Source organism: Rhizobium sp. SRDI969 (genome assembly GCF_025152725.1).
In the GTDB taxonomy this organism is placed as follows: domain Bacteria; phylum Pseudomonadota; class Alphaproteobacteria; order Rhizobiales; family Rhizobiaceae; genus Rhizobium; species Rhizobium leguminosarum_I.
On sequence record NZ_CP104035.1, the window covers coordinates 2,846,932 to 2,864,942 of the forward strand.

Genomic DNA, 18,011 nt, shown 5'->3' on the forward strand with positions numbered 1-18,011 from the left:
TTTTTACGTTGATATGGTGAAAAGAGGATTATTCCTCTGCTGGGCTCGTCATCTTCGAAGGTCAGGCTGTGGGGCAAAGAGATCATTCGAGTTACGACAGGACGCCCATGCGCCGGTTTTTGTTTTGCGTTTTGCCCCTGGCCATCCTGCTGGCCGGCTGCAGCTCTTCCGGTCATGACTATCTCGAAACGGCGTCGATCAAACCGAAGACACGCTTCAAGGATACCGATCCGCAGGATTTCGGGGCGAAGCATCCGCAGGAGAACGCGATCCACGGCATCGACATCTCCAAATGGCAGGGCGATATCGACTGGGGCACGGTGAAGAATTCCGGAGTGGCCTTTGCCTTCATCAAGGCGACGGAAGGCAAGGACAGGGTCGATCCGCGCTTCGACGAATACTGGCGCGAGGCCCGCGCCGCCGGCATCCCGCACGCTCCCTATCATTTCTATTATTTCTGCTCCTCCGCCGACGAGCAGGCCGACTGGTTCATCCGCAATGTGCCGAAGGAGGCCATGCGCCTGCCGCCGGTGCTTGACGTCGAATGGAACGCCGAATCGAAGACTTGCCGCTACCGCCCCGACGCTGAAACGGTGCGTGCCGCAATGCAGCGTTTCATGGATCGGCTGGAGGCCTATTACGGCAAGCGCCCGATCATCTATACCTCGGTGGATTTCCATCGCGACAATCTCGCCGGCTACTTCCAGGATTATCATTTCTGGGTCCGTTCAGTCGCAAAACATCCCGAGGTGACCTACTCCGACCGCCGCTGGGCCTTCTGGCAATATACCTCGACCGGCGTTATTCCCGGCATCAATGGTCCCACAGATATCAATGTCTTCGCCGGCAGCGCAAAGAACTGGAACAATTGGGTCGCGGCCGTTTCCAAGGATAGAAATTCTTAGTAACGTCTTGCGATGTTTCTTGCTTCCGTCACATTCGTCTGTGAAAGCGACGGCAATCTGTTTGATATAAGGACCGCATCCATGCACCGCTCGCTCGCAAGCCGCTCTGCACTCGCTCTTCTGTTTGCCCTCGCCCTCGCAGGCGGCGCGGCCGCCCAGCAGGCGCCAGACGCAGCCCCGGCAGCGCCCTGCGGCGACGATCTGTCAGCCTTCCTCGATGGCGTCAAGAAAGATGCGGTCGCAGCCGGCGCAAGTGCGGCAGCCGCCGACGAGGCCTTCGCCGGCGCCGAGATCGACCCCAAGGTCCTGAGCCGTGATCGCGCTCAGGGCGTCTTCAAGCAGACCTTCCTCGAATTCTCCCAGCGCACCGTCAGCCAGGCCCGCCTCGACATCGGCCGCCAGAAGATGAAGCAATATGCCGACGTCTTTGCCCGCGCCGAGCAGGAGTTCGGCGTCCCGCCGGGCGTCATCACCGCCTTCTGGGCGATGGAAACCGATTTCGGCGCCGTCCAGGGCGATTTCAACACCCGCAACGCCCTGGTGACGCTGTCGCATGACTGCCGCCGCCCGGAACTCTTCCGCCCGCAACTGATCGCCCTTGTCGAGATGGTTCAGCACGGCGACCTCGACCCCGCCACCAATACCGGCGCCTGGGCCGGCGAGATCGGCCAGGTGCAGATGCTGCCGCGCGACATCGTTGCCTATGGCATGGATGGCGACGGTGATGGTCATATCCGCCTGAAGCAAAGCAGCCCGGATGCCATCCTGACGGCGGCGAAATTCATCCAGCATCTCGGCTTCGAGCGCGGCCAGCCCTGGCTGCAGGAAGTGACTCTGCCCGATAATCTGCCCTGGGAAAAATCCGGCCTCGGCGGCACGATGAAAGCGGGAGAGTGGTTCGCGCTCGGTGTCAAGCCGCGTGACGGCAATACCGCATTCGGCAACCTCGAAGGCGACCTCGTTCTGCCGCAGGGCCGCATGGGGCCGGCCTTCATCGCCTATCCCAATTTCAAGATCTATCTCGAATGGAACAAGTCGTTCATCTACACGACCTCGGCTGCCTATTTCGGGACGCGCCTTTCGGGCGCCGAGCCCTATCTCAAGGGCGTGCCGGAACAGGGGCTCGCCAGCGACCAGATGAAGGCGCTGCAGACCAAGCTGCAGTCGCTTGGCCATGATGTCGGCGAGATCGACGGCATCCTCGGCTCCGGCACGCGTGTCGCGATCCAGAAGGAACAGCAGCGCCTCGGCATGCCCGCCGATGGCTGGGCGACGCCTGCCCTTCTCAACGCTCTCTGATCTCCGCTGACTTTTTACCGCCGCCCGCTTCGCAAGAAACGGGTGGCGCGATCCGCTGCTTGCGCTAAAGGATCAAGTCGAAATCCGGTGCCGGCTTTCGGCAAGACGAGCGGCTCACGGTGGAGGAAGCGACGTGGACAGCAGGATGAATGCTTGGACCTGGGGCCTGCTGGTCCTGCTCGGCCTGATCTGGGGCGGCTCCTTCTTCTTTGCCCGCATCGCCGTCCAGCATGTGCCGCCGCTGACCCTCGTCTTCTTCAGGCTGCTGCTCGCGGCGCTGGCGCTGCATATCTATATCGCCGGCCGTTTCGACTTCTATGCGATCCTCAAGGCCCGCTGGCGCGAATTCCTGATCCTCGGGCTCATCAACAATGCCCTGCCGCACGCGCTGATCTTCTTCGGCCAGACCCGCATCGGCGCCGGTCTTGCGGCGATCCTGAATGCAACGACACCGATCTGGACCGTGCTGATCGCCAACTACTTCACCTCAGACGAGAAGCTGTCGCCGGCAAAGATCGCCGGCTGCCTCGTTGGCCTGATCGGAACGATCGTGCTGATCGGACCCGGCATGTCGGCCGGCGGTGAAGCCCAGCTCTGGGCACTGCTTCTTCCCGTGCTTGCCGCCATCTCCTATGGCTTCGCCGCCACTTACGGCAAACGCTTCAAGGATGTTCCTGCCCCTGTCACCGCAGCCGGCCAGTTGACCGCCTCCTCGCTGATTGCGCTGCCGCTGTCGCTGCTGACCGGTCGTCCCTGGGCGCTTGCCGCACCGCCGCTGGATGCGCTCCTGGCCATCCTGGCGCTGGCGCTACTGTCGACGGCCTTCGGCTACATCCTCTATTTCCGGATCATGGCGACCGCCGGCGCCACCAACGCCTCGCTCGTCACGCTGCTGGTGCCGCCGAGCGCCATTCTTCTCGGCGTGCTTTTCCTCGGCGAAAGGCTCGCACTTGGCGAATTGGCCGGCATGGCGCTGATCGGTTTCGGCCTCATCATTCTCGATGGCCGCGCCTATCGCCTGCTGGCGAAAGCTGTTTGACACCGGTTGCGAATTTCGTATGTTTTCAACCGGTTGCCGATCCGCCATGTTTTAGACGCATAGGTAAATCCACAATCGCCTGATTTAACGGCATGTTAAATTGTGTGAACAAAAAACTGTTGAAAATTATCTATTTATTTCAAAGGTTTGCAAGAGCACCATTCGACTTATCCACCGAACCGTTCTGCAGCGCAGCATAAGATCTGCTTCCCAACCGACATATTTCAGACATATTATCGGCCGGTTAACGCGAGGAGACAGACATGGGACTCACGCAATCCTTGAATGTTCTGTTGGTCAGTGCTGCGTTTGCTTTCGTCTTGTCCATGCTCTTCATCTGAAGCCGGCCGGCGAAGGTGTGACGACTGATAGTGCCTGAACTCCTGAATAGCTGATCAATCCGCCAACGAAAAAGCGCATGTCCCGCCCGACATGCGCTTTTCACTTCTACAGCGCCGCGCGTCTTTCAGACGCGCAAAGATCAGGCGGCTGCGCCCGCACTTTTTGCCGCCGGGCGGGAGAGGCCGAGATTGTCGAGCACGGCGGAAACCAGCGGCGCGCGGTTCATCGTATAGAGATGGAAATCATGGATGCCACGCCGGACGAGATCCTCGATCTGTTCGGCGGCGACCTCGGCGGCGACCTTCGCCCGCTCCTCGGGCTTGTCGTCGAATCCTGCAAAGCGTTCGTCGAGGAAGGCGGGGATGATTGTGCCGCAGGCCCCGGCGAAGCGTTTCAGCTGCGTCAGGTTCTGGATCGGCATGATGCCGGGCACAACGGGGATCGAGATGCCGGCGCCGCGCACCCGTTCCAGGTAGCGCTCGAAATTGTCGTTGTCGAAGAAGAATTGCGTCAGTGCCCGGTCGGCGCCATTGTCGGCCTTGCGCTTCAGCATGTCGATATCGGCCGCCGTATCGCGGCTCTCCGGGTGTTTTTCCGGATAGGCGGAGACCGAAATCTCGAAATCGCCAATTTCCTTGAGGCCGGCCACCAGCTCCGCGGCATTGGCATAACCGCCTGGATGCGGCTGGTAGGGCGCGCCGGCGCCGCCTGGCGCATCGCCGCGCAGCGCCACGAAATGCGTCACGCCGGCTTTGCGGAAGGTGTCGACCACCTGGTGCGTCTCTTCCTTCGTCGCACCGACGCAAGTGAGATGCGAAGCAGTGGCAAGCGGCGTCTGCGACAGGAACCGCGTGACGGTGGAAAGTGTCGGCGCTTTGGTGGTGCCGCCGGCGCCATAGGTCACCGACACGAAATCCGGGTCCCAGTCCTGCAACTGGCCGACGGCGTGCCAGAGCTGGCCTTCCATCTCCTCCGATTTGGGCGGAAAGAATTCGAAAGAGACTCTAATGTCGTTGCGGCCGCGTGCTTCGTTTTTCAAAGCCATGTCATACCCTCCCGGCAAATGTAGGTTCAGCGCCCTCGCTCGTCTGCGAAGCCATCAGGCGCCTCGGATCGCGCGCGAGCCAGACGGTGACCGTCAAGCCTTGCCCGCTTTGCTGACCCGGATGAAGATCGACGGCCTGCTCGACGTCGAGCCCGGCCTTGCGCAGCCAGTCGGACATCGCCTGGTGCGAAAAGCCGAGACGGACATGCGCATGCTCGTCGCGGAGATATTCGAGCGTGTGCGGCGCCAGGTCGATGACCACGAGCCGACCGCCCGGCCGGAGCATGCGCGCCGCTTCCGCGATCGCAATTTCCGGCTGATCGAAGAAATGCAGCACCTGATGGATCGTCACCAAGTCGAAATCCTGTCCCTCGAACGGCAGGTTCAGGATATCGGCGTGGCGCACGGTGGCCTTGGTGATGCGGGACTTGTCGAGATTGGCGCGCGCCACGCTCAGCATGTCACGGCTGGCATCGACGCCGATCGCCCGGCGGTAGAGGCCGGACAGAAGCTCGAGGATGCGGCCGGTGCCGGTGCCGAGATCAAGCAGAGAATCGATCGGCTGGTTACCGAGCAGCCGGATGACGGCAGCGTCGACCTCCTCATCAGCCGCATGCAGGCGGCGAAGCTCGTCCCATTCGGCCGCGTTGCGGCTGAAATAGGCCTGCGCCCGCTCGGCGCGCTGACGCTTGACTTGCGACAGCCGCTCGCCATCGCGAAGGATGGTCGGATCGTTCTCGGAGACATGCTTGAGCAGGGCCCGCACCAGCATGGCCGCCTTGCCATCCTGCTTCAGACGGAAATAGGCCCAAGCGCCCTCCTGATATCGTTCGATCAGTTCGGCTTCGCCGAGCAGCTTCAGATGGCGGGAGATGCGCGGCTGGGACTGGCCGAGAATTTCGGTAAGATCGGTAACCGTCAGGTCGCCGCCGTCAAGAAGCGCCAGAAGACGCAGGCGCGTGGGCTCGCCGGCCGCCTTCAAGACGTCCACCAGCGCATCCAGTCCAAGCTTCAACGGTTCGCTCATCTCTAATCCAATCAAGACATAAAGATATCTTTATGTGATTTGAAAAGCAGTGGCAAGCAGCAATTCGCTCTCTCCACGAAATTGCCTGCTCAGATTGCGACAGAGCCCGACATGAAAAAGCCCCAGCGAATGAACTGAACCCCGAGGTTGGATGTCCAACTTTCGGGGGCCAGTTCAGAACCGGGTCTCACAAACGAAAAATGGGTGAAATCAGCGTGTCAGACGCTTATGGGCCTGGCTGCCCGGGTTGAGGGCGTCGGGGCCGAGACGACGAACCTTGTCCTGTTCATAATCCTCGAAGTTGCCTTCGAACCATTCGACATGGCCGTCGCCTTCGAAAGCCAGAATATGCGTCGCCAGCCGGTCGAGGAACATGCGATCATGGCTGATGATGATGGCGCAGCCGGCGAAGTTTTCCAGCGCGTTTTCAAGGGCACCCAGCGTTTCCGTATCGAGGTCGTTGGTCGGTTCGTCGAGCAGCAGAACGTTGCCGCCGGCCTTCAGCATCTTGGCAAGGTGAACGCGGTTGCGCTGACCACCGGAGAGATTGCCGACCTTCTGCTGCTGATCGCCGCCCTTGAAGTTGAAGGCGCCGCAATAGGCGCGGGAGTTCATGTCGAACTTGCCGAGCTTGATGATTTCGGCGCCGCCGGAAATTTCCTCCCATACCGTCTTGTCGGCCGCAAGGGTGTCACGGCTCTGGTCGACATAACCGAGATGCACGGTTTCGCCGATGCGGATCGAACCCCCATCCGGCTTTTCCTGGCCGGTGATCATCCTGAATAGCGTCGTCTTGCCGGCGCCATTCGGGCCGATGATACCGACGATGCCGCCGGGCGGCAGCTTGATCGACAGGTCGTTGATCAGCGTGCGGCCCTCGAAGCCCTTGGTGACGCCCTCCATCTCGATGACCACCTGGCCGAGGCGCTCGCTGACCGGGATGATGATCTGCGCGTCGCCGGGACGCTGCTTCTCGGCGGCATCCACCAACTGCTCGTAGGACTTGATACGGGCCTTGGACTTGGCCTGACGGGCCTTCGGGCTGGAAGCGATCCATTCCTGTTCGCGGCTGATCGCCTTCTGGCGCGATGCGTCTTCGCGGCTTTCCTGCAGCATGCGCTTGGCTTTCGCCTGCAGGTAGGCCGAATAGTTGCCCTCGTAAGGAATGCCACGGCCGCGGTCGAGTTCGAGGATCCATCCGGTGACGTTGTCCAGGAAGTAGCGATCGTGGGTAATCATCATCACGGCGCCCGGATAGTCGCGTAGATGTTTTTCGAGCCAGGCGATGGTTTCGGCGTCCAGGTGGTTGGTCGGTTCGTCGAGCAGCAGCAGGTCCGGCTGCGAAAGCAGTAGGCGGCAGAGCGCGACACGGCGTCGCTCACCACCCGAAAGGCTGGTGACATCGGCGTCGCGCGGCGGGCAGCGCAGCGCTTCCATCGCCATTTCGACCTGGCTTTCCAGATCCCAGAGGTTCTGGCTATCGATGACGTCCTGAAGCTTGGCGCCCTCTTCCGCCGTCTCATCGGAATAGTTCATCATCAATTCATTGTAGCGATCGAGGACAGCCGTCTTCGAGGCAACGCCTTCCATGACGTTCTCGAACACCGTCTTGTTTGCATCGAGATGCGGCTCCTGCTCCAGATAGCCGACGGTCGCACCTTCGGCTAGCCAGGCTTCGCCGGTATACTCCTTGTCTTGGCCTGCGATGATGCGCAGCACGGTGGATTTACCCGCGCCGTTCGGACCAAGGATACCGATCTTGGCATCCGGGTAGAACGAAAGGTGGATATTCTCCAGGATCTTCTTGTTGCCATAGGCCTTGTTAAGGCCGGACATATGATAGATGAACTGACGTGCCATGCTGCGCTGCTCCGGGCGGGAAACTTCGATTGTGCCGCTATGTAGGCGAAACAGCGCCTGCGGGCAACGCCGAAACCCGGTTTACTCAGGATTTCCGGTCAAAAGCCCGCAGCGTCGACGACGCCCTCGTCGCAGCCGAACGACGTTTTTCCCGCACCCTGGATCAGATCGGCAAGCCCGGCACTTTTCGCCGATGCCGCCCCGGCGGCTTCCGAAAGCCCGATCGTCAGCTCGCTGATCATCCTGATATTGCCGGCCCGCCGGCAGCTCATCTTGACGCGGTCGCCGGCACCCGGCCCAAAACTCTTGTCGAAAGCCGCCTTGATCGCGTCGGCCTTGACCGGCTTGCCGATATTGGCAGCGAAGAGATCGCGCACGGCCGACGCGTTCAGTGCGCCCACCAGATGCACACCGACACCGAAATAGTCGTCGGCGCTCATCTTCGTGCAGGTGCCATGCTTCACCCATTCATGCCGTTCCAGGCCGGATTCCGTGCCGGGCATCGCCTTTGCCAGCGCCGTCTTCGTCTCGGCCGCAAGCGTGACCTCCGGCAGCTTGTTCCAGTCGCCATCCTTGTCGGCGGTCTTCTGCTCGGCGCTCACCCCGCAATAATCCTCCCGCATCGGCCAAAGCCCGTGCAACGAGAAGTTCGTCGCGTCGGGGCGCTCGCCGGTCTGGCTTGCGCATTCGGCCTTCTTCTGGTTCGTCTGGCAAAAGGCCGGCTGCCAGCTCGCCGCCAGAATGAAGCGGGTGCGCCCGCCAGCCTCCTGCGCCACGGCGGCGCTGGCAACAACCATCGACAAGGCAATCGTCAAGGTACGCAACTGCATGCTGCTCATTTCAACCCCCAAAAAAGAACAATACAGGAACAAATAAGCACGAAGATCGAAAGGCCGCAACCCTGAATCGCAACAGGGCCGCAATTTATTGTCGGATAATCAAGCACCCATGTTGCAATTACCCAGCGATCTGGTCTGTTGCCGCCGGGAGGATCCATATGTTTGCTGAAACGCAAAGGCTGGCCGTGCCTGGGGCGTCGCTGGCCTATCACCATGCCAAGGCCGAAGCTGCAGCTCGTGGCATCCTGTTGATATCGCACGGCTTGGCCGAACATTCGAAACGATACCGCTCCTTTGCCGAGGCGATGGCGGCGCGCGGCTATCACGTCTATACCCATGATCACCGAGGCCACGGCGAGACGACGGCACCCGATGCGCCGATCGGTCGCTTTGCCTGGCGGGGTGGGGTCGAAAAGGTGGCCGGCGACGTCATCGCTATGCGCGGCTATGCGGCCTCCCGCCATCCCGGCCTGCCTGTGATCCTCTTCGGCCATTCGATGGGCGGCCTCATCGCCCTCAACGCTGCCGTCACGGCTCCGGCCGACTTCGACGCCGTCGCGATCTGGAATTCGAATTTCGCCGTCGGCCTTGCCGGCCGCGCCGCCCAGGCGATCCTGCTTGCCGAGCGCATGCTGAAGGGCTCCGACGTGCCGAGCGGCCTGCTGCCGAAGCTTACCTTCGGCACCTGGGGCAAATCCATTCCCGGCCGCCGCACCGAGTTCGACTGGCTGTCGCGTCTTCCCGATGAAGTCGACAAGTATGTCACCGATCCGCTCTGCGGCTTCGACGCCTCAGTCTCTCTCTGGCTCGATCTCTTCGAGCTGACCTTCCGCGCGCCGCAGAAAATCCACCTCGACCGGCTGCCGCGGGACATGCCGATCCATCTCGTCGGAGGCGGGGAGGATCCTGCGACGGAGCGTGGAAAAGCCCTGCTCTGGCTGTCAAACCATTTGAAAGGGCAAGGCTTCTCCCGTATCAGCACTGAGATATATCAGGACATGCGTCACGAAACACTAAATGAGATCGGCGCGGATGCGGCGATCGCAGCCTTCGCGGACTGGTGCGACAGGGCCGTCGCAGGATCCTGAGCGACCAATATCCTGACAGGGATTTCATCATGAACAGCACCTCCGCCCGCCCTGTTTCGTCCGCCTCCGACGTGACGATGGGGCTTGCGCTGATGTTTATCTCGGTGATGTTATCGCCGATCATCGATATCTTCGCCAAGCTTGCCATCCTCACCGTCCCGTCCGCCGAAATCACCGCCGCCCGCTTCGCCGTGCAAGCGCTCTGCATGCTGCCAATCGTCGTGTGGCGGCGCAGCTTCGCCGATTTTTCCTGGCGCCAGAGCCTGTTCCACGCGATCCGCGGCGCGATCATCACGATCTCGATGATCTCCTTTGTCACTACGCTGAAATACATGGCAGTCGCTGACGCAATAGCGATCTTCTTCGTCGAACCGATCATGTTGACGATCCTCGGCGGTATCTTCCTGAAGGAGATGATCGGTTGGCGGCGTTACACGGCCTGCGGCGTCGGCTTCTTCGGAGCGATGCTGATCATCCAGCCGAGTTTCGAAGAGGTCGGCTACATCGCTCTTCTGCCTGTCGTCAGCGCCTTCTGTATTGCGATCTTCGTGCTGATGACCCGCGTGCTCTCGCATAGGGAAGATCCCTGGTCGATGCAGTTCCAGATGGGCATCTGGGGCCTGCTCTTCTGCATCATCCTGCTTTATCTCAGCCGGGGAACCGGCTCCGACATCTTCGATCCGGTCATGCCGGAAGGCCGCGCCTGGTTCTATCTCGCCGGCGTCGGCGCCATGGCCGCGATATCGGGCATCCTTGGCGTCTATGCTTATCGCGCAGCACCGGCTTCAACGCTTGCGCCGCTGCAATATTTCGAGATCGTCTCGGCAACGATCTTCGCCTGGCTGGTCTTCGGCGACTTCCCGAACGCGCTCAAATGGCTCGGCATCATAATTATCATGGCGTCTGGCTTCTATATCCTCTGGCGCGAGCGGCGCTTTGCATCGAAACCGGTATCCGATACATCAGAGGCGACGTGGACGCCGTAAATCTAGAATGAGAGTACAATTCCGAAAACCGCTCACACTTTTCGGCACTATGCTCTGAACCTGCCGGAGGAACATGACGGAGACCGTGACGAAAAAACCGCCGCTTGCCGGCATCCGGGTGATCGAGCTTGCCCGCGTGCTCGCCGGCCCCTGGGCGGGACAGATGCTCGCCGATCTCGGCGCCGACGTCATCAAGGTCGAAAATCCAGACGGCGGCGACGATACGCGCCAATGGGGGCCACCTTTCGTCGAGGGCGCCGACGGCAACAACCTCTCGGCCGCCTATTACCACGCCGCCAATCGCGGCAAGCGCTCCGTCACCGCCGACCTGAAGAGCGCCGAAGGCCAGGATCTCGTCCGCCGCCTCGTCTCCACCGCCGATGTGGTGATCGAGAATTTCAAAGTCGGCGGCCTCGTCAAATACGGGCTCGATTATGACAGCCTGCGCAAGGCGAACCCGAAGCTCGTCTATTGTTCGATCACCGGCTTCGGCCAGAACGGCCCTTACGCCAGCTTCGCCGGCTACGACTACATCGTCCAGGGCATGTCCGGCTTCATGTCGATCACCGGTGAGCCGGACGGCCAGCCAATGAAGGCAGGTGTTGCCATCGCCGATATCTTCACCGGCATCTATGCCGTCTCGGCGATCGAAGCCGCCCTGATCCACGCCCTGAAGTCAGGCGAAGGCCAGTTGGTCGACATGGCCCTGCTCGATGTGCAATCGGCCGTGCTCGCCAACCAGAACATGAATTACCTGGTTTCCGGCGAGGCACCGACCCGCCTCGGCAACGCCCATCCCAATATCTCGCCCTATGAGGTCGTGCCGACGGCTGACGGGTATCTCATTCTCGCAGTTGGAAATGACGGCCAATTCCGCCGCCTCTGCAGCGTCCTCGGCCTGGAGACCATCGCCGGTGACGAGCGTTTTGCCACCAACAAGGCGCGCGTCGGCAATCGCGGCGAAGTGCACCGCCTCATCTCCACCGAGACGCTGAAATGGCAGAAGGCGGATCTGCTGAAGGCCTGTGAAGCGAACGCGGTTCCATCAGGCGCAATCAACACGATCGAGGAAATGTTCGCCCATCCGCAGGTGCGGGCCCGCGGCCTGCGCATCAACCTTGAGGATGGCGTCGGCACCGTGATCCCCGGTGTCAGGACGCCCGTGGTGCTGTCGGAGACGCCGCTGCATTATATCAGGCCGAGCCCGCGTCTCGGCGAACACCAGGCAGAAATTCTGGCGGAACTCGCCGAGCGCGAGAGAAAGGCGTCGTCATGAGGAAGGCATCGTCATGAAGAAGACGGGCGGGGAACTGATCGTCGAGGCGCTGAAGGCGAACGGTGTCAAACGTCTCTCCTGCGTGCCCGGCGAGAGCTTCCTCGCCGTGCTCGACGCGTTGCGCGACAGCGATATCGACGTCCTCGTCTGCCGCCAGGAGGGCGGAGCGGCGATGATGGCGGATTGCTGGGGCAGGCTGACCGGCGAACCCGGCATCTGCATGGTGACCCGCGGCCCCGGCGCCACCAACGCCTCCGCCGGCCTGCATATATCAAGGCAGGACTCGATCCCGATGATCCTGTTCATCGGCCAGGTGCAGCGGGAAGCACGCGAGCGCGAGGCCTTTCAGGAGGTCGAATTCCGCCGCGCCTTTACCGAATTCGCCAAATGGGTGGGCGAGATCGACGATGCCGCCCGCATTCCCGAGTTCGTCACCCGCGCCTTTGCGGTCGCAACGTCCGGCCGGCCCGGCCCTGTCGTGCTGACGCTGCCGGAGGACATGCTGCGCGATGAGGTCGAAGCACCCCGCGCCAGGCATTATGCCAATGTTGAGGCCCATCCCGGCCGCCGCCAGATCGACGATTTCTGCGTAAGATTGCTGAAGGCCGAGCGTCCGATGGTCATCCTTGGCGGCACACGTTGGGATGCCGATGCGGTCGCCGATTTTCAGAGCTTCGCCGAGCGTTTCCACCTGCCTGTCGGCTGCTCCTTCCGCCGGCAGATGCTGTTCGATCATCTCCATCCCTGCTACGCCGGCGATGTCGGCATCGGCATCAATCCGGCATTGGCAAAGGAGATCAAGGAGAGCGACCTGCTGATCCTGCTTGGCAGCCGCATGTCCGAAATGCCGTCCTCGTCCTATACGCTGATCGATATCCCCTACCCCCAGCAATCGCTGGTGCATATCTATCCCGACCCTTCCGAGCTCGGCCGCATCTACCGTCCGGATCTTGCCATTTGCGCCGCACCTGCCGATTTCGTCGCCGCACTCGCCGATCTGGAAGCGCCGGCCAAACCACATTGGACCGAGCGCACCGCGCGCCTGCACCAGGCCTATCTCGCCTGGTCGAAGCCGCCCTTGAGTGGACCGGGCGCCGTCCATATGGGGCCGATCATGGAATGGCTGGGGGCCAATACCGGACCGCAGACGATCTTCACCAACGGTGCGGGCAACTACGCCACCTGGGTGCACCGCTTCCATCGTTTTCGCCGCTTCAACACTCAGGCCGCCCCCACCTCCGGGTCAATGGGTTACGGCCTGCCGGCGGCGGTGGCCGCCAAGCGGCTGTTTCCCGAGCGCGAGGTTATCTGCTTTGCCGGCGACGGCTGCTTCCTGATGCACGGCCAGGAATTCGCCACCGCCATCCGCTATGGCCTGCCGATCATCGCAGTCGTCGTCAACAATGGCATCTACGGCACGATCCGCATGCATCAGGAGCGCGAGTATCCCGGCCGCGTCAGCAGCACCGACCTGACCAATCCCGACTTCGCGGCCCTTGCCCGCGCCTATGGCGGCCACGGCGAGACGGTGGAAATCACGGCGGATTTCGCCCCGGCCTTCGAGCGAGCACGCGCCAGCGGCAAGCCGGCAATCATCGAGGTCAAGCTCGATCCCGAAGCGATCACGCCGACACGCACGCTTTCCGAAATCGCGCAAACAAAAAGCCGGTGAGCACGCGCCGCGCTCACCGGCTTCCGGCGATCGAAATGGTGCGACTTAGAGCGGGATTGTTTTAGTCGGAATCGGAACAGGGATTCCCTTTCTGGTGCAAATCAGATTCACCATTCTGGCCGGTGCAGGAGGCCGGTCTGGATGGCGAAACCTTTTTCGGATGATCTTCGGGAACGCGTTGTTGGCGCAGTAACGCGCGAGGGCCTGTCGTGTCGAGCGGCGGCAAAGCGCTTCGGCATTGGCATCAGCACCGCGATCGACTGGGTCCGGCGCTTGCGTGAGACGGGCAGCGCGGCTCCCGGCCAGATGGGCGGGCACAAGCCACGGGCGATCTCAGGTAAACATCGGGTCTGGTTGATCGATCGCTGCCACATGCAGGCGTTCACCTTGCGCGGGTTGGTGGCGGAACTCGGAGAGCGCGGCCTGAAAGTGGATTACAGCGCCGTCCGGACCTTCGTGCATGAGGAAGGGCTGAGTTATAAAAAAAGACGTTGGTCGCCAGCGAGCGCGAGCGGCCCGATGTTGCCGCCCGGCGGGCGCGCTGGCTGAAGCATCGCCATCGCATCGATCCATCTCGCCTTGTCTTTATCGACGAAACCTGGACGAAGACGAATATGACGCCGCTCAGGGGCTGGGCGCCGCGCGGCGAACGGCTGTTGGGCCATGCGCCCTTCGGCCACTGGAATACCATGACTTTTGTCGCAGCCCTCAGGGCCGACCGCGTCAGCGCACCGTGGATCATCGACGGCCCGATCAATGGCGAACGCTTTCGCATCTATGTCGAGAGGGTGCTGGTACCGGAGCTCAAACCCGGCGACATCGTCGTCATGGATAATCTCGGCTCGCACAAGGCCGGCGCTATCCGTGCCGCCATCCGCAAGGCCGGCGCCAGATTGTTCTTCCTGCCGCAGTATTCCCCCGATCTCAATCCGATCGAAAAACTCTTCGCCAAGATCAAGCACGAGCTGCGCAAGGCGCAGGCTCGAACCCGACAGGCCATCGACGACGCGCTGGCAGCCACCCTTCAAACCGTCTCGCCGAAAGAGTGCCAAAACTACTTCAAGGAAGCCGGATATGAACGGACATAAAACAATCCCGCTCTAGAGCGGTTCAGCTTTTCATAGAAGCGCAGAGCCGCTCTAACCTTTTGCTTTTGCGCAATTCCGGACGGAAAACCGCTTTGCACTTTTCCTGGAGTTGCTTTAGTCGAGTGCTGCCGTAATGATGAACTCGACCTTGTATTTCGGCGCAGCGAGCTTGGCTTCGCTGGTGGCGCGGGCCGGCGGATTGGCCGGATCGATCCAGCCTTCCCAGACGGCGTTCATCTCGGCGAAATCGGCGATATCGGACAGGTAGATGATCGTCTGCAGGATCTTCGACTTGCTGCTGCCTGATGCAGCCAGCAGGCGGTCGACTTCGGCAAGGGAGGACTTGCACTGATCGGTGACGCTTTCGCCCTCGCCGACCTGGCCTGCGAGATAGACCGTGTTGCCGTGAATGACGGCGCCGCTCATGCGCGAGCCGACGTCGATACGCTTGATGCTCATTATAGTCTCCTGAGTGAATGGCAGGTGGCGGCGCTGAGGTTCAACGCCGGAAAATCGGCCCCCGGAACGGGCTCAACTACGGATATGGTGGGTCTTCTGGTAAATCGCCGTCGAGCGTGCGCCAGAGCGGCAATAGCCGAGCATTGGCCGCGGGAATTCATCGAGCGCGTCGACCATGCCCTGTACGGCTTCCTCGGTCACGCCCATCGGTCCAACCGGCACATGGGCGATCTCGAGGCCGAGCTCCCTGGCGCGCGCCTCAATGACGGAGAACGACGTCTGGTCGGGACTTTCGTGGTCGGGACGGTGGCAGACGATCGATTTGAACCCCAGCGCCTTGATCTCGTCGAGCTCCTCCAGCGTGATCTGGCCTGAAACCGAATATTCATCGTCGATCTGGCGAATATCCATCGTCTTGTCTCCTCAAAAATCGTGGGTTGAAGGTCTACGACGGAGGTCTGCCAGCGTCAACAACACTTCTCTCATAGGAAAGCAAAGGTCAGCGCATAGCTGCGGCTCTCGCCTGGCGCCAGCATGTGGAACTCGCCGGCTGCCTGAAGCTCGTCGCGCGATATCCAGCGATGCGAAACCGGCTCGATGCCGATGATATCGGCGGGCGCCTTCTGGTTCCGCCAGACCTGCAGATGGGGCAGCGTGTCGGCGCGGAAGCGCACGAGCAGCGTCCTGCCGCCGATTGCGGCGATCGGTCCGAGGCGGACCTCCGCAAAACCCTCCTCCGCAGCCGGCGCCGCGACGCAGAAGATGCCACCCGGCTCCTCCCCGAATGCCCAGGGGAAACCGCCATTCTCCAGCATCCGGCCTTCAAGCCGTGTGCCCTCGTCCAGCCATTTACCGCCAGTGTTCATGTGATACATCAGGAACGTCGGCACCGTCCGATCGCTCGTATTGACGACCAGATCCTCGAGCCGCACCTCGCCGGTCGCCCCATCGATCCGCCACAGCCGCTCGATGCGCTGCGACAATCCCTCGATGGTGGTGATGTCGATATCGGCGCGGCATTCGGCATCGCCGTTTTCGAATTTCGTCCACAGCACCTTTGCAGCATGGCCGGCGGCCGATCCGTGCAGCGGGTAGACCTTGCCATCATCCCGGCCCGGGATCGGCTGGCGGTGGCGGATATGATCCGGCCCGCAGGTGAAGAGAAAGCCCTCGAGCGAGTGATCGATTCGCGTATCACCGTCGTCGGGAATGGCGCGTTTCGGCGCGATGTCGACGCCGTCGACGATACATCCGCCGATATCCAGCACCGATGTTTCGTCCAGCATCAGGCGCGGCCCGCTTGCGGCGGCAAATTCGATCATCACAGTCTCCTCGGGGAATTGTCGCTTTTAGAGCCCGTGCGTCCTTTCGGACGCACAAAGGACGCTAACACTTTGAATCGACGCATCCTGCTTTCCGAAAATCCAATCCGATTTTCGGAAAGCAGGATGCGCTAGCGTTAGGTTTCGCGTCGCCATTCGTCAATCGGCGTCGTCTCCATCTTGTGCTTTTGCAGCAATCGTGGATTTTGCGGAACTGCCACAAGGACGCAAACGTTTATGAGTAAAAGGAAATCTTAGTGATTTTCATATTTTGTTCAGTACGCTTTCATAAATTCCATACTAGCGTCAAAATTCGCAGGTGTGTGTCTGCCAGTCACTGTTCGAGGTATGAGACGTGAATCGCTTTTTGAAGTCGGCCTTCTGCTTCGCGGCCGTCCTGGCTGCCCTTGCGGCTACAGCGCCGGAGGCAGGCGCACAGCAGTTCCGTGATCGCCGCCAGAGCGATATCGTGCTTGTGACGCCAAGCGGCGAAATCCTCGATTATGTTCCAGCTGGCTATATCTACGCCCGCGACCGTAGCGGCAATCGCGTGCTGATCGACGACTATGGCAATGTCGTCGCCACCGAGATGCGCGCCCGCGGCTACTATCCGCCGCGGCCCGGCCCGCGGGAAGTCTATAACGACCAGTACGGCAACGATCCCTATTATCCCGACAACAATCCCGATGGCGATACACGTTATTCCGAGCGCGGCGCCGTCACCGGCGGTATTCCGCGCGATGCGGCGATCGAACGTCAGCCGCTCGGCGACGAGCCCTATCCCGATGACAACAGCATCGGCAATCCGCAGCCTGGCGGCGACTATGCCTCGATCGACCCCGACCAGCAGATCCCGCCCGCCGATCAGCCCAGGGCCGCGCCTGATGAGCCCGTCATCACGCTGAAGAACAAGTCGAAGCCCGAGATCGTCGCATTGCAGGTCTTCCTCGATCGCGCCGGCATCTCTCCGGGCGTCATCGACGGCCATATGGGCTCGAACGTCACCAAGGGCATCTATGCCTATGACCAGATGACCGGCTCGAAGCTCGATCCGAACGACACCGACGCCATTCTGGAAGAGCTGCGCATGAACGGCGGCCTGCCCGTCGTCAGCTACACGATCACGCCGGCCGATGCCGCCGGTCCCTTCGTCGCTGAGATCCCGGAAGATTATTCGCACAAGGCGCTGCTGCCGTCGCTCGCCTACACCTCGACGACCGAAATGCTGGCCGAACGCTTCCACATGGATGAGGCCTTTCTCAAAGAGATGAACCCCGGCGCCGATTTCACAGTTGCAGGCACCATCATCAAGGTCGTCAATCCGGGCGAGCCGAAGAGCGGCGAAGTTGCCCGCATCATCGCCGACAAGGGCCGCAAGCAGGTCTTCGCCTACGACGGCGCCGGCAATCTCCTCGCCGCCTATCCGGCATCGATCGGCTCCACCGACACCCCTTCTCCGTCGGGCTTGGTAAATGTCGAGCGCGTCGCCCTCAATCCCGGTTATACCTATAATCCGAAGATCAATTTCCAGCAGGGTGCCAACGACAAGATCCTCAACATCCCGCCCGGTCCGAACGGCCCCGTCGGCACCGTCTGGATGGCGCTTTCCAAGCCGACATACGGCATTCACGGCACGCCCGAACCCTCGAAGATCGGCCGCACCCAGAGCCACGGTTGTATCCGTCTGACCAACTGGGATGCGACAGAGCTTGCCAAAATGGTCAAGCCGGGAGTGACGGTCGAATTCGTCGATTGAAATCATTC

At 61.3% G+C, this 18,011-nt stretch carries 16 protein-coding genes; 9 read left to right on the forward strand and 7 right to left on the reverse strand.

Translation table 11 applies throughout. The features are described from left to right. The first annotated feature begins 107 nt into the window (after positions 1-107). The 3 genes from N2A41_RS14345 (at position 108) to N2A41_RS14355 (ending at position 3,243) form a co-directional block, all read left to right on the forward strand. On the forward strand, positions 108-905 hold the full coding sequence (locus N2A41_RS14345) for a glycoside hydrolase family 25 protein (RefSeq protein WP_162115947.1): 798 nt from the start codon (positions 108-110) through the stop codon (positions 903-905). Between the two features lie 81 nt (positions 906-986). Then, positions 987-2,204, forward strand: a complete 1,218-nt coding sequence (locus N2A41_RS14350; protein WP_222279943.1) for a lytic murein transglycosylase — start codon at positions 987-989, stop codon at positions 2,202-2,204. A 133-nt stretch (positions 2,205-2,337) separates the two neighbouring features. After that, positions 2,338-3,243 carry a DMT family transporter gene (locus tag N2A41_RS14355; protein WP_260109076.1) on the forward strand — a complete coding sequence of 302 codons (906 nt, stop codon included), beginning with the start codon at positions 2,338-2,340 and terminating at the stop codon, positions 3,241-3,243. Between the two features lie 481 nt (positions 3,244-3,724). On the opposite strand, the gene metF is transcribed toward N2A41_RS14355, so the two are convergent. From metF to N2A41_RS14375, 4 genes are all read right to left on the reverse strand, one after another. After that, complete coding sequence (gene metF / locus N2A41_RS14360) at positions 3,725-4,630, reverse strand: methylenetetrahydrofolate reductase [NAD(P)H] (RefSeq protein ID WP_017965126.1); 906 nt, start codon at positions 4,628-4,630, stop codon at positions 3,725-3,727. A 1-nt stretch (position 4,631) separates the two neighbouring features. Next, positions 4,632-5,657: an ArsR/SmtB family transcription factor gene (locus tag N2A41_RS14365; protein ID WP_018494816.1), complete on the reverse strand. Its 1,026-nt coding sequence runs from the start codon at positions 5,655-5,657 to the stop codon at positions 4,632-4,634. 210 nt (positions 5,658-5,867) lie between these two features. Continuing rightward, positions 5,868-7,517, reverse strand: coding sequence for an energy-dependent translational throttle protein EttA (gene ettA / locus N2A41_RS14370; RefSeq protein WP_162115944.1), 1,650 nt, complete (start codon positions 7,515-7,517; stop codon positions 5,868-5,870). Positions 7,518-7,615: 98 nt separating this feature from the next. Next, the gene (locus tag N2A41_RS14375; RefSeq protein ID WP_260109077.1) at positions 7,616-8,356 is read right to left on the reverse strand and encodes a ribonuclease T2 family protein; all 741 of its coding nucleotides are present in this window, start codon (positions 8,354-8,356) and stop codon (positions 7,616-7,618) included. A gap of 158 nt (positions 8,357-8,514) precedes the next feature. Between N2A41_RS14375 and N2A41_RS14380 the strand changes: the two genes are divergently transcribed. The 5 genes from N2A41_RS14380 to N2A41_RS14400 all read left to right on the forward strand — a co-directional run bounded on the left by N2A41_RS14380 (position 8,515) and on the right by N2A41_RS14400 (position 14,466). After that, the gene (locus N2A41_RS14380) at positions 8,515-9,444 is read left to right on the forward strand and encodes an alpha/beta fold hydrolase (RefSeq protein ID WP_260109078.1); all 930 of its coding nucleotides are present in this window, start codon (positions 8,515-8,517) and stop codon (positions 9,442-9,444) included. Between the two features lie 29 nt (positions 9,445-9,473). After that, positions 9,474-10,430 carry a DMT family transporter gene (locus N2A41_RS14385; RefSeq protein ID WP_260109079.1) on the forward strand — a complete coding sequence of 319 codons (957 nt, stop codon included), beginning with the start codon at positions 9,474-9,476 and terminating at the stop codon, positions 10,428-10,430. A gap of 73 nt (positions 10,431-10,503) precedes the next feature. After that, entirely contained in the window at positions 10,504-11,706 is a 1,203-nt protein-coding gene (locus tag N2A41_RS14390; protein WP_260109080.1) for a CaiB/BaiF CoA transferase family protein, read from the forward strand. Between the two features lie 13 nt (positions 11,707-11,719). Then, complete coding sequence (locus tag N2A41_RS14395; protein ID WP_260109081.1) at positions 11,720-13,378, forward strand: thiamine pyrophosphate-binding protein; 1,659 nt, start codon at positions 11,720-11,722, stop codon at positions 13,376-13,378. A gap of 141 nt (positions 13,379-13,519) precedes the next feature. Then, positions 13,520-14,466 (forward strand): IS630 family transposase gene (locus N2A41_RS14400; protein ID WP_222282285.1). Its coding sequence is split into 2 segments (ribosomal slippage): positions 13,520-13,858 and positions 13,861-14,466, totalling 945 coding nucleotides; the frame shifts between segments, so codons are not numbered across the junction. Positions 14,467-14,580: 114 nt separating this feature from the next. On the opposite strand, the gene N2A41_RS14405 is transcribed toward N2A41_RS14400, so the two are convergent. The 3 genes from N2A41_RS14405 to N2A41_RS14415 all read right to left on the reverse strand — a co-directional run bounded on the left by N2A41_RS14405 (position 14,581) and on the right by N2A41_RS14415 (position 16,247). Continuing rightward, positions 14,581-14,925: a RidA family protein gene (locus N2A41_RS14405; RefSeq protein ID WP_018446572.1), complete on the reverse strand. Its 345-nt coding sequence runs from the start codon at positions 14,923-14,925 to the stop codon at positions 14,581-14,583. Positions 14,926-14,997: 72 nt separating this feature from the next. Further along, positions 14,998-15,336, reverse strand: a complete 339-nt coding sequence (locus N2A41_RS14410) for a TIGR01244 family sulfur transferase (RefSeq protein ID WP_017965135.1) — start codon at positions 15,334-15,336, stop codon at positions 14,998-15,000. A gap of 71 nt (positions 15,337-15,407) precedes the next feature. Continuing rightward, on the reverse strand, positions 15,408-16,247 hold the full coding sequence (locus N2A41_RS14415) for an aldose 1-epimerase family protein (protein ID WP_260109082.1): 840 nt from the start codon (positions 16,245-16,247) through the stop codon (positions 15,408-15,410). A 355-nt stretch (positions 16,248-16,602) separates the two neighbouring features. On the opposite strand from N2A41_RS14415, the gene N2A41_RS14420 reads away from it, so the two are divergent. After that, on the forward strand, positions 16,603-18,003 hold the full coding sequence (locus N2A41_RS14420) for a L,D-transpeptidase (protein ID WP_260109083.1): 1,401 nt from the start codon (positions 16,603-16,605) through the stop codon (positions 18,001-18,003). Positions 18,004-18,011: the final 8 nt, after the last annotated feature.

What these genes read in the sequence shown, in the direction of transcription:
- N2A41_RS14405 (WP_018446572.1), bottom strand. Translation starts at nt 14,925, where the DNA reads ATGAGCATCAAGCGTATCGACGTCGGCTCGCGCATGAGCGGCGCCGTC.
- N2A41_RS14385 (WP_260109079.1), top strand. Translation starts at nt 9,474, where the DNA reads ATGAACAGCACCTCCGCCCGCCCTGTTTCGTCCGCCTCCGACGTGACG.
- metF (WP_017965126.1), bottom strand. Translation starts at nt 4,630, where the DNA reads ATGGCTTTGAAAAACGAAGCACGCGGCCGCAACGACATTAGAGTCTCT.
- N2A41_RS14365 (WP_018494816.1), bottom strand. Translation starts at nt 5,657, where the DNA reads ATGAGCGAACCGTTGAAGCTTGGACTGGATGCGCTGGTGGACGTCTTG.
- N2A41_RS14345 (WP_162115947.1), top strand. Translation starts at nt 108, where the DNA reads ATGCGCCGGTTTTTGTTTTGCGTTTTGCCCCTGGCCATCCTGCTGGCC.
- N2A41_RS14390 (WP_260109080.1), top strand. Translation starts at nt 10,504, where the DNA reads ATGACGGAGACCGTGACGAAAAAACCGCCGCTTGCCGGCATCCGGGTG.
- N2A41_RS14380 (WP_260109078.1), top strand. Translation starts at nt 8,515, where the DNA reads ATGTTTGCTGAAACGCAAAGGCTGGCCGTGCCTGGGGCGTCGCTGGCC.
- N2A41_RS14395 (WP_260109081.1), top strand. Translation starts at nt 11,720, where the DNA reads ATGAAGAAGACGGGCGGGGAACTGATCGTCGAGGCGCTGAAGGCGAAC.
- N2A41_RS14350 (WP_222279943.1), top strand. Translation starts at nt 987, where the DNA reads ATGCACCGCTCGCTCGCAAGCCGCTCTGCACTCGCTCTTCTGTTTGCC.
- ettA (WP_162115944.1), bottom strand. Translation starts at nt 7,517, where the DNA reads ATGGCACGTCAGTTCATCTATCATATGTCCGGCCTTAACAAGGCCTAT.
- N2A41_RS14415 (WP_260109082.1), bottom strand. Translation starts at nt 16,247, where the DNA reads ATGATCGAATTTGCCGCCGCAAGCGGGCCGCGCCTGATGCTGGACGAA.
- N2A41_RS14410 (WP_017965135.1), bottom strand. Translation starts at nt 15,336, where the DNA reads ATGGATATTCGCCAGATCGACGATGAATATTCGGTTTCAGGCCAGATC.
- N2A41_RS14375 (WP_260109077.1), bottom strand. Translation starts at nt 8,356, where the DNA reads ATGAGCAGCATGCAGTTGCGTACCTTGACGATTGCCTTGTCGATGGTT.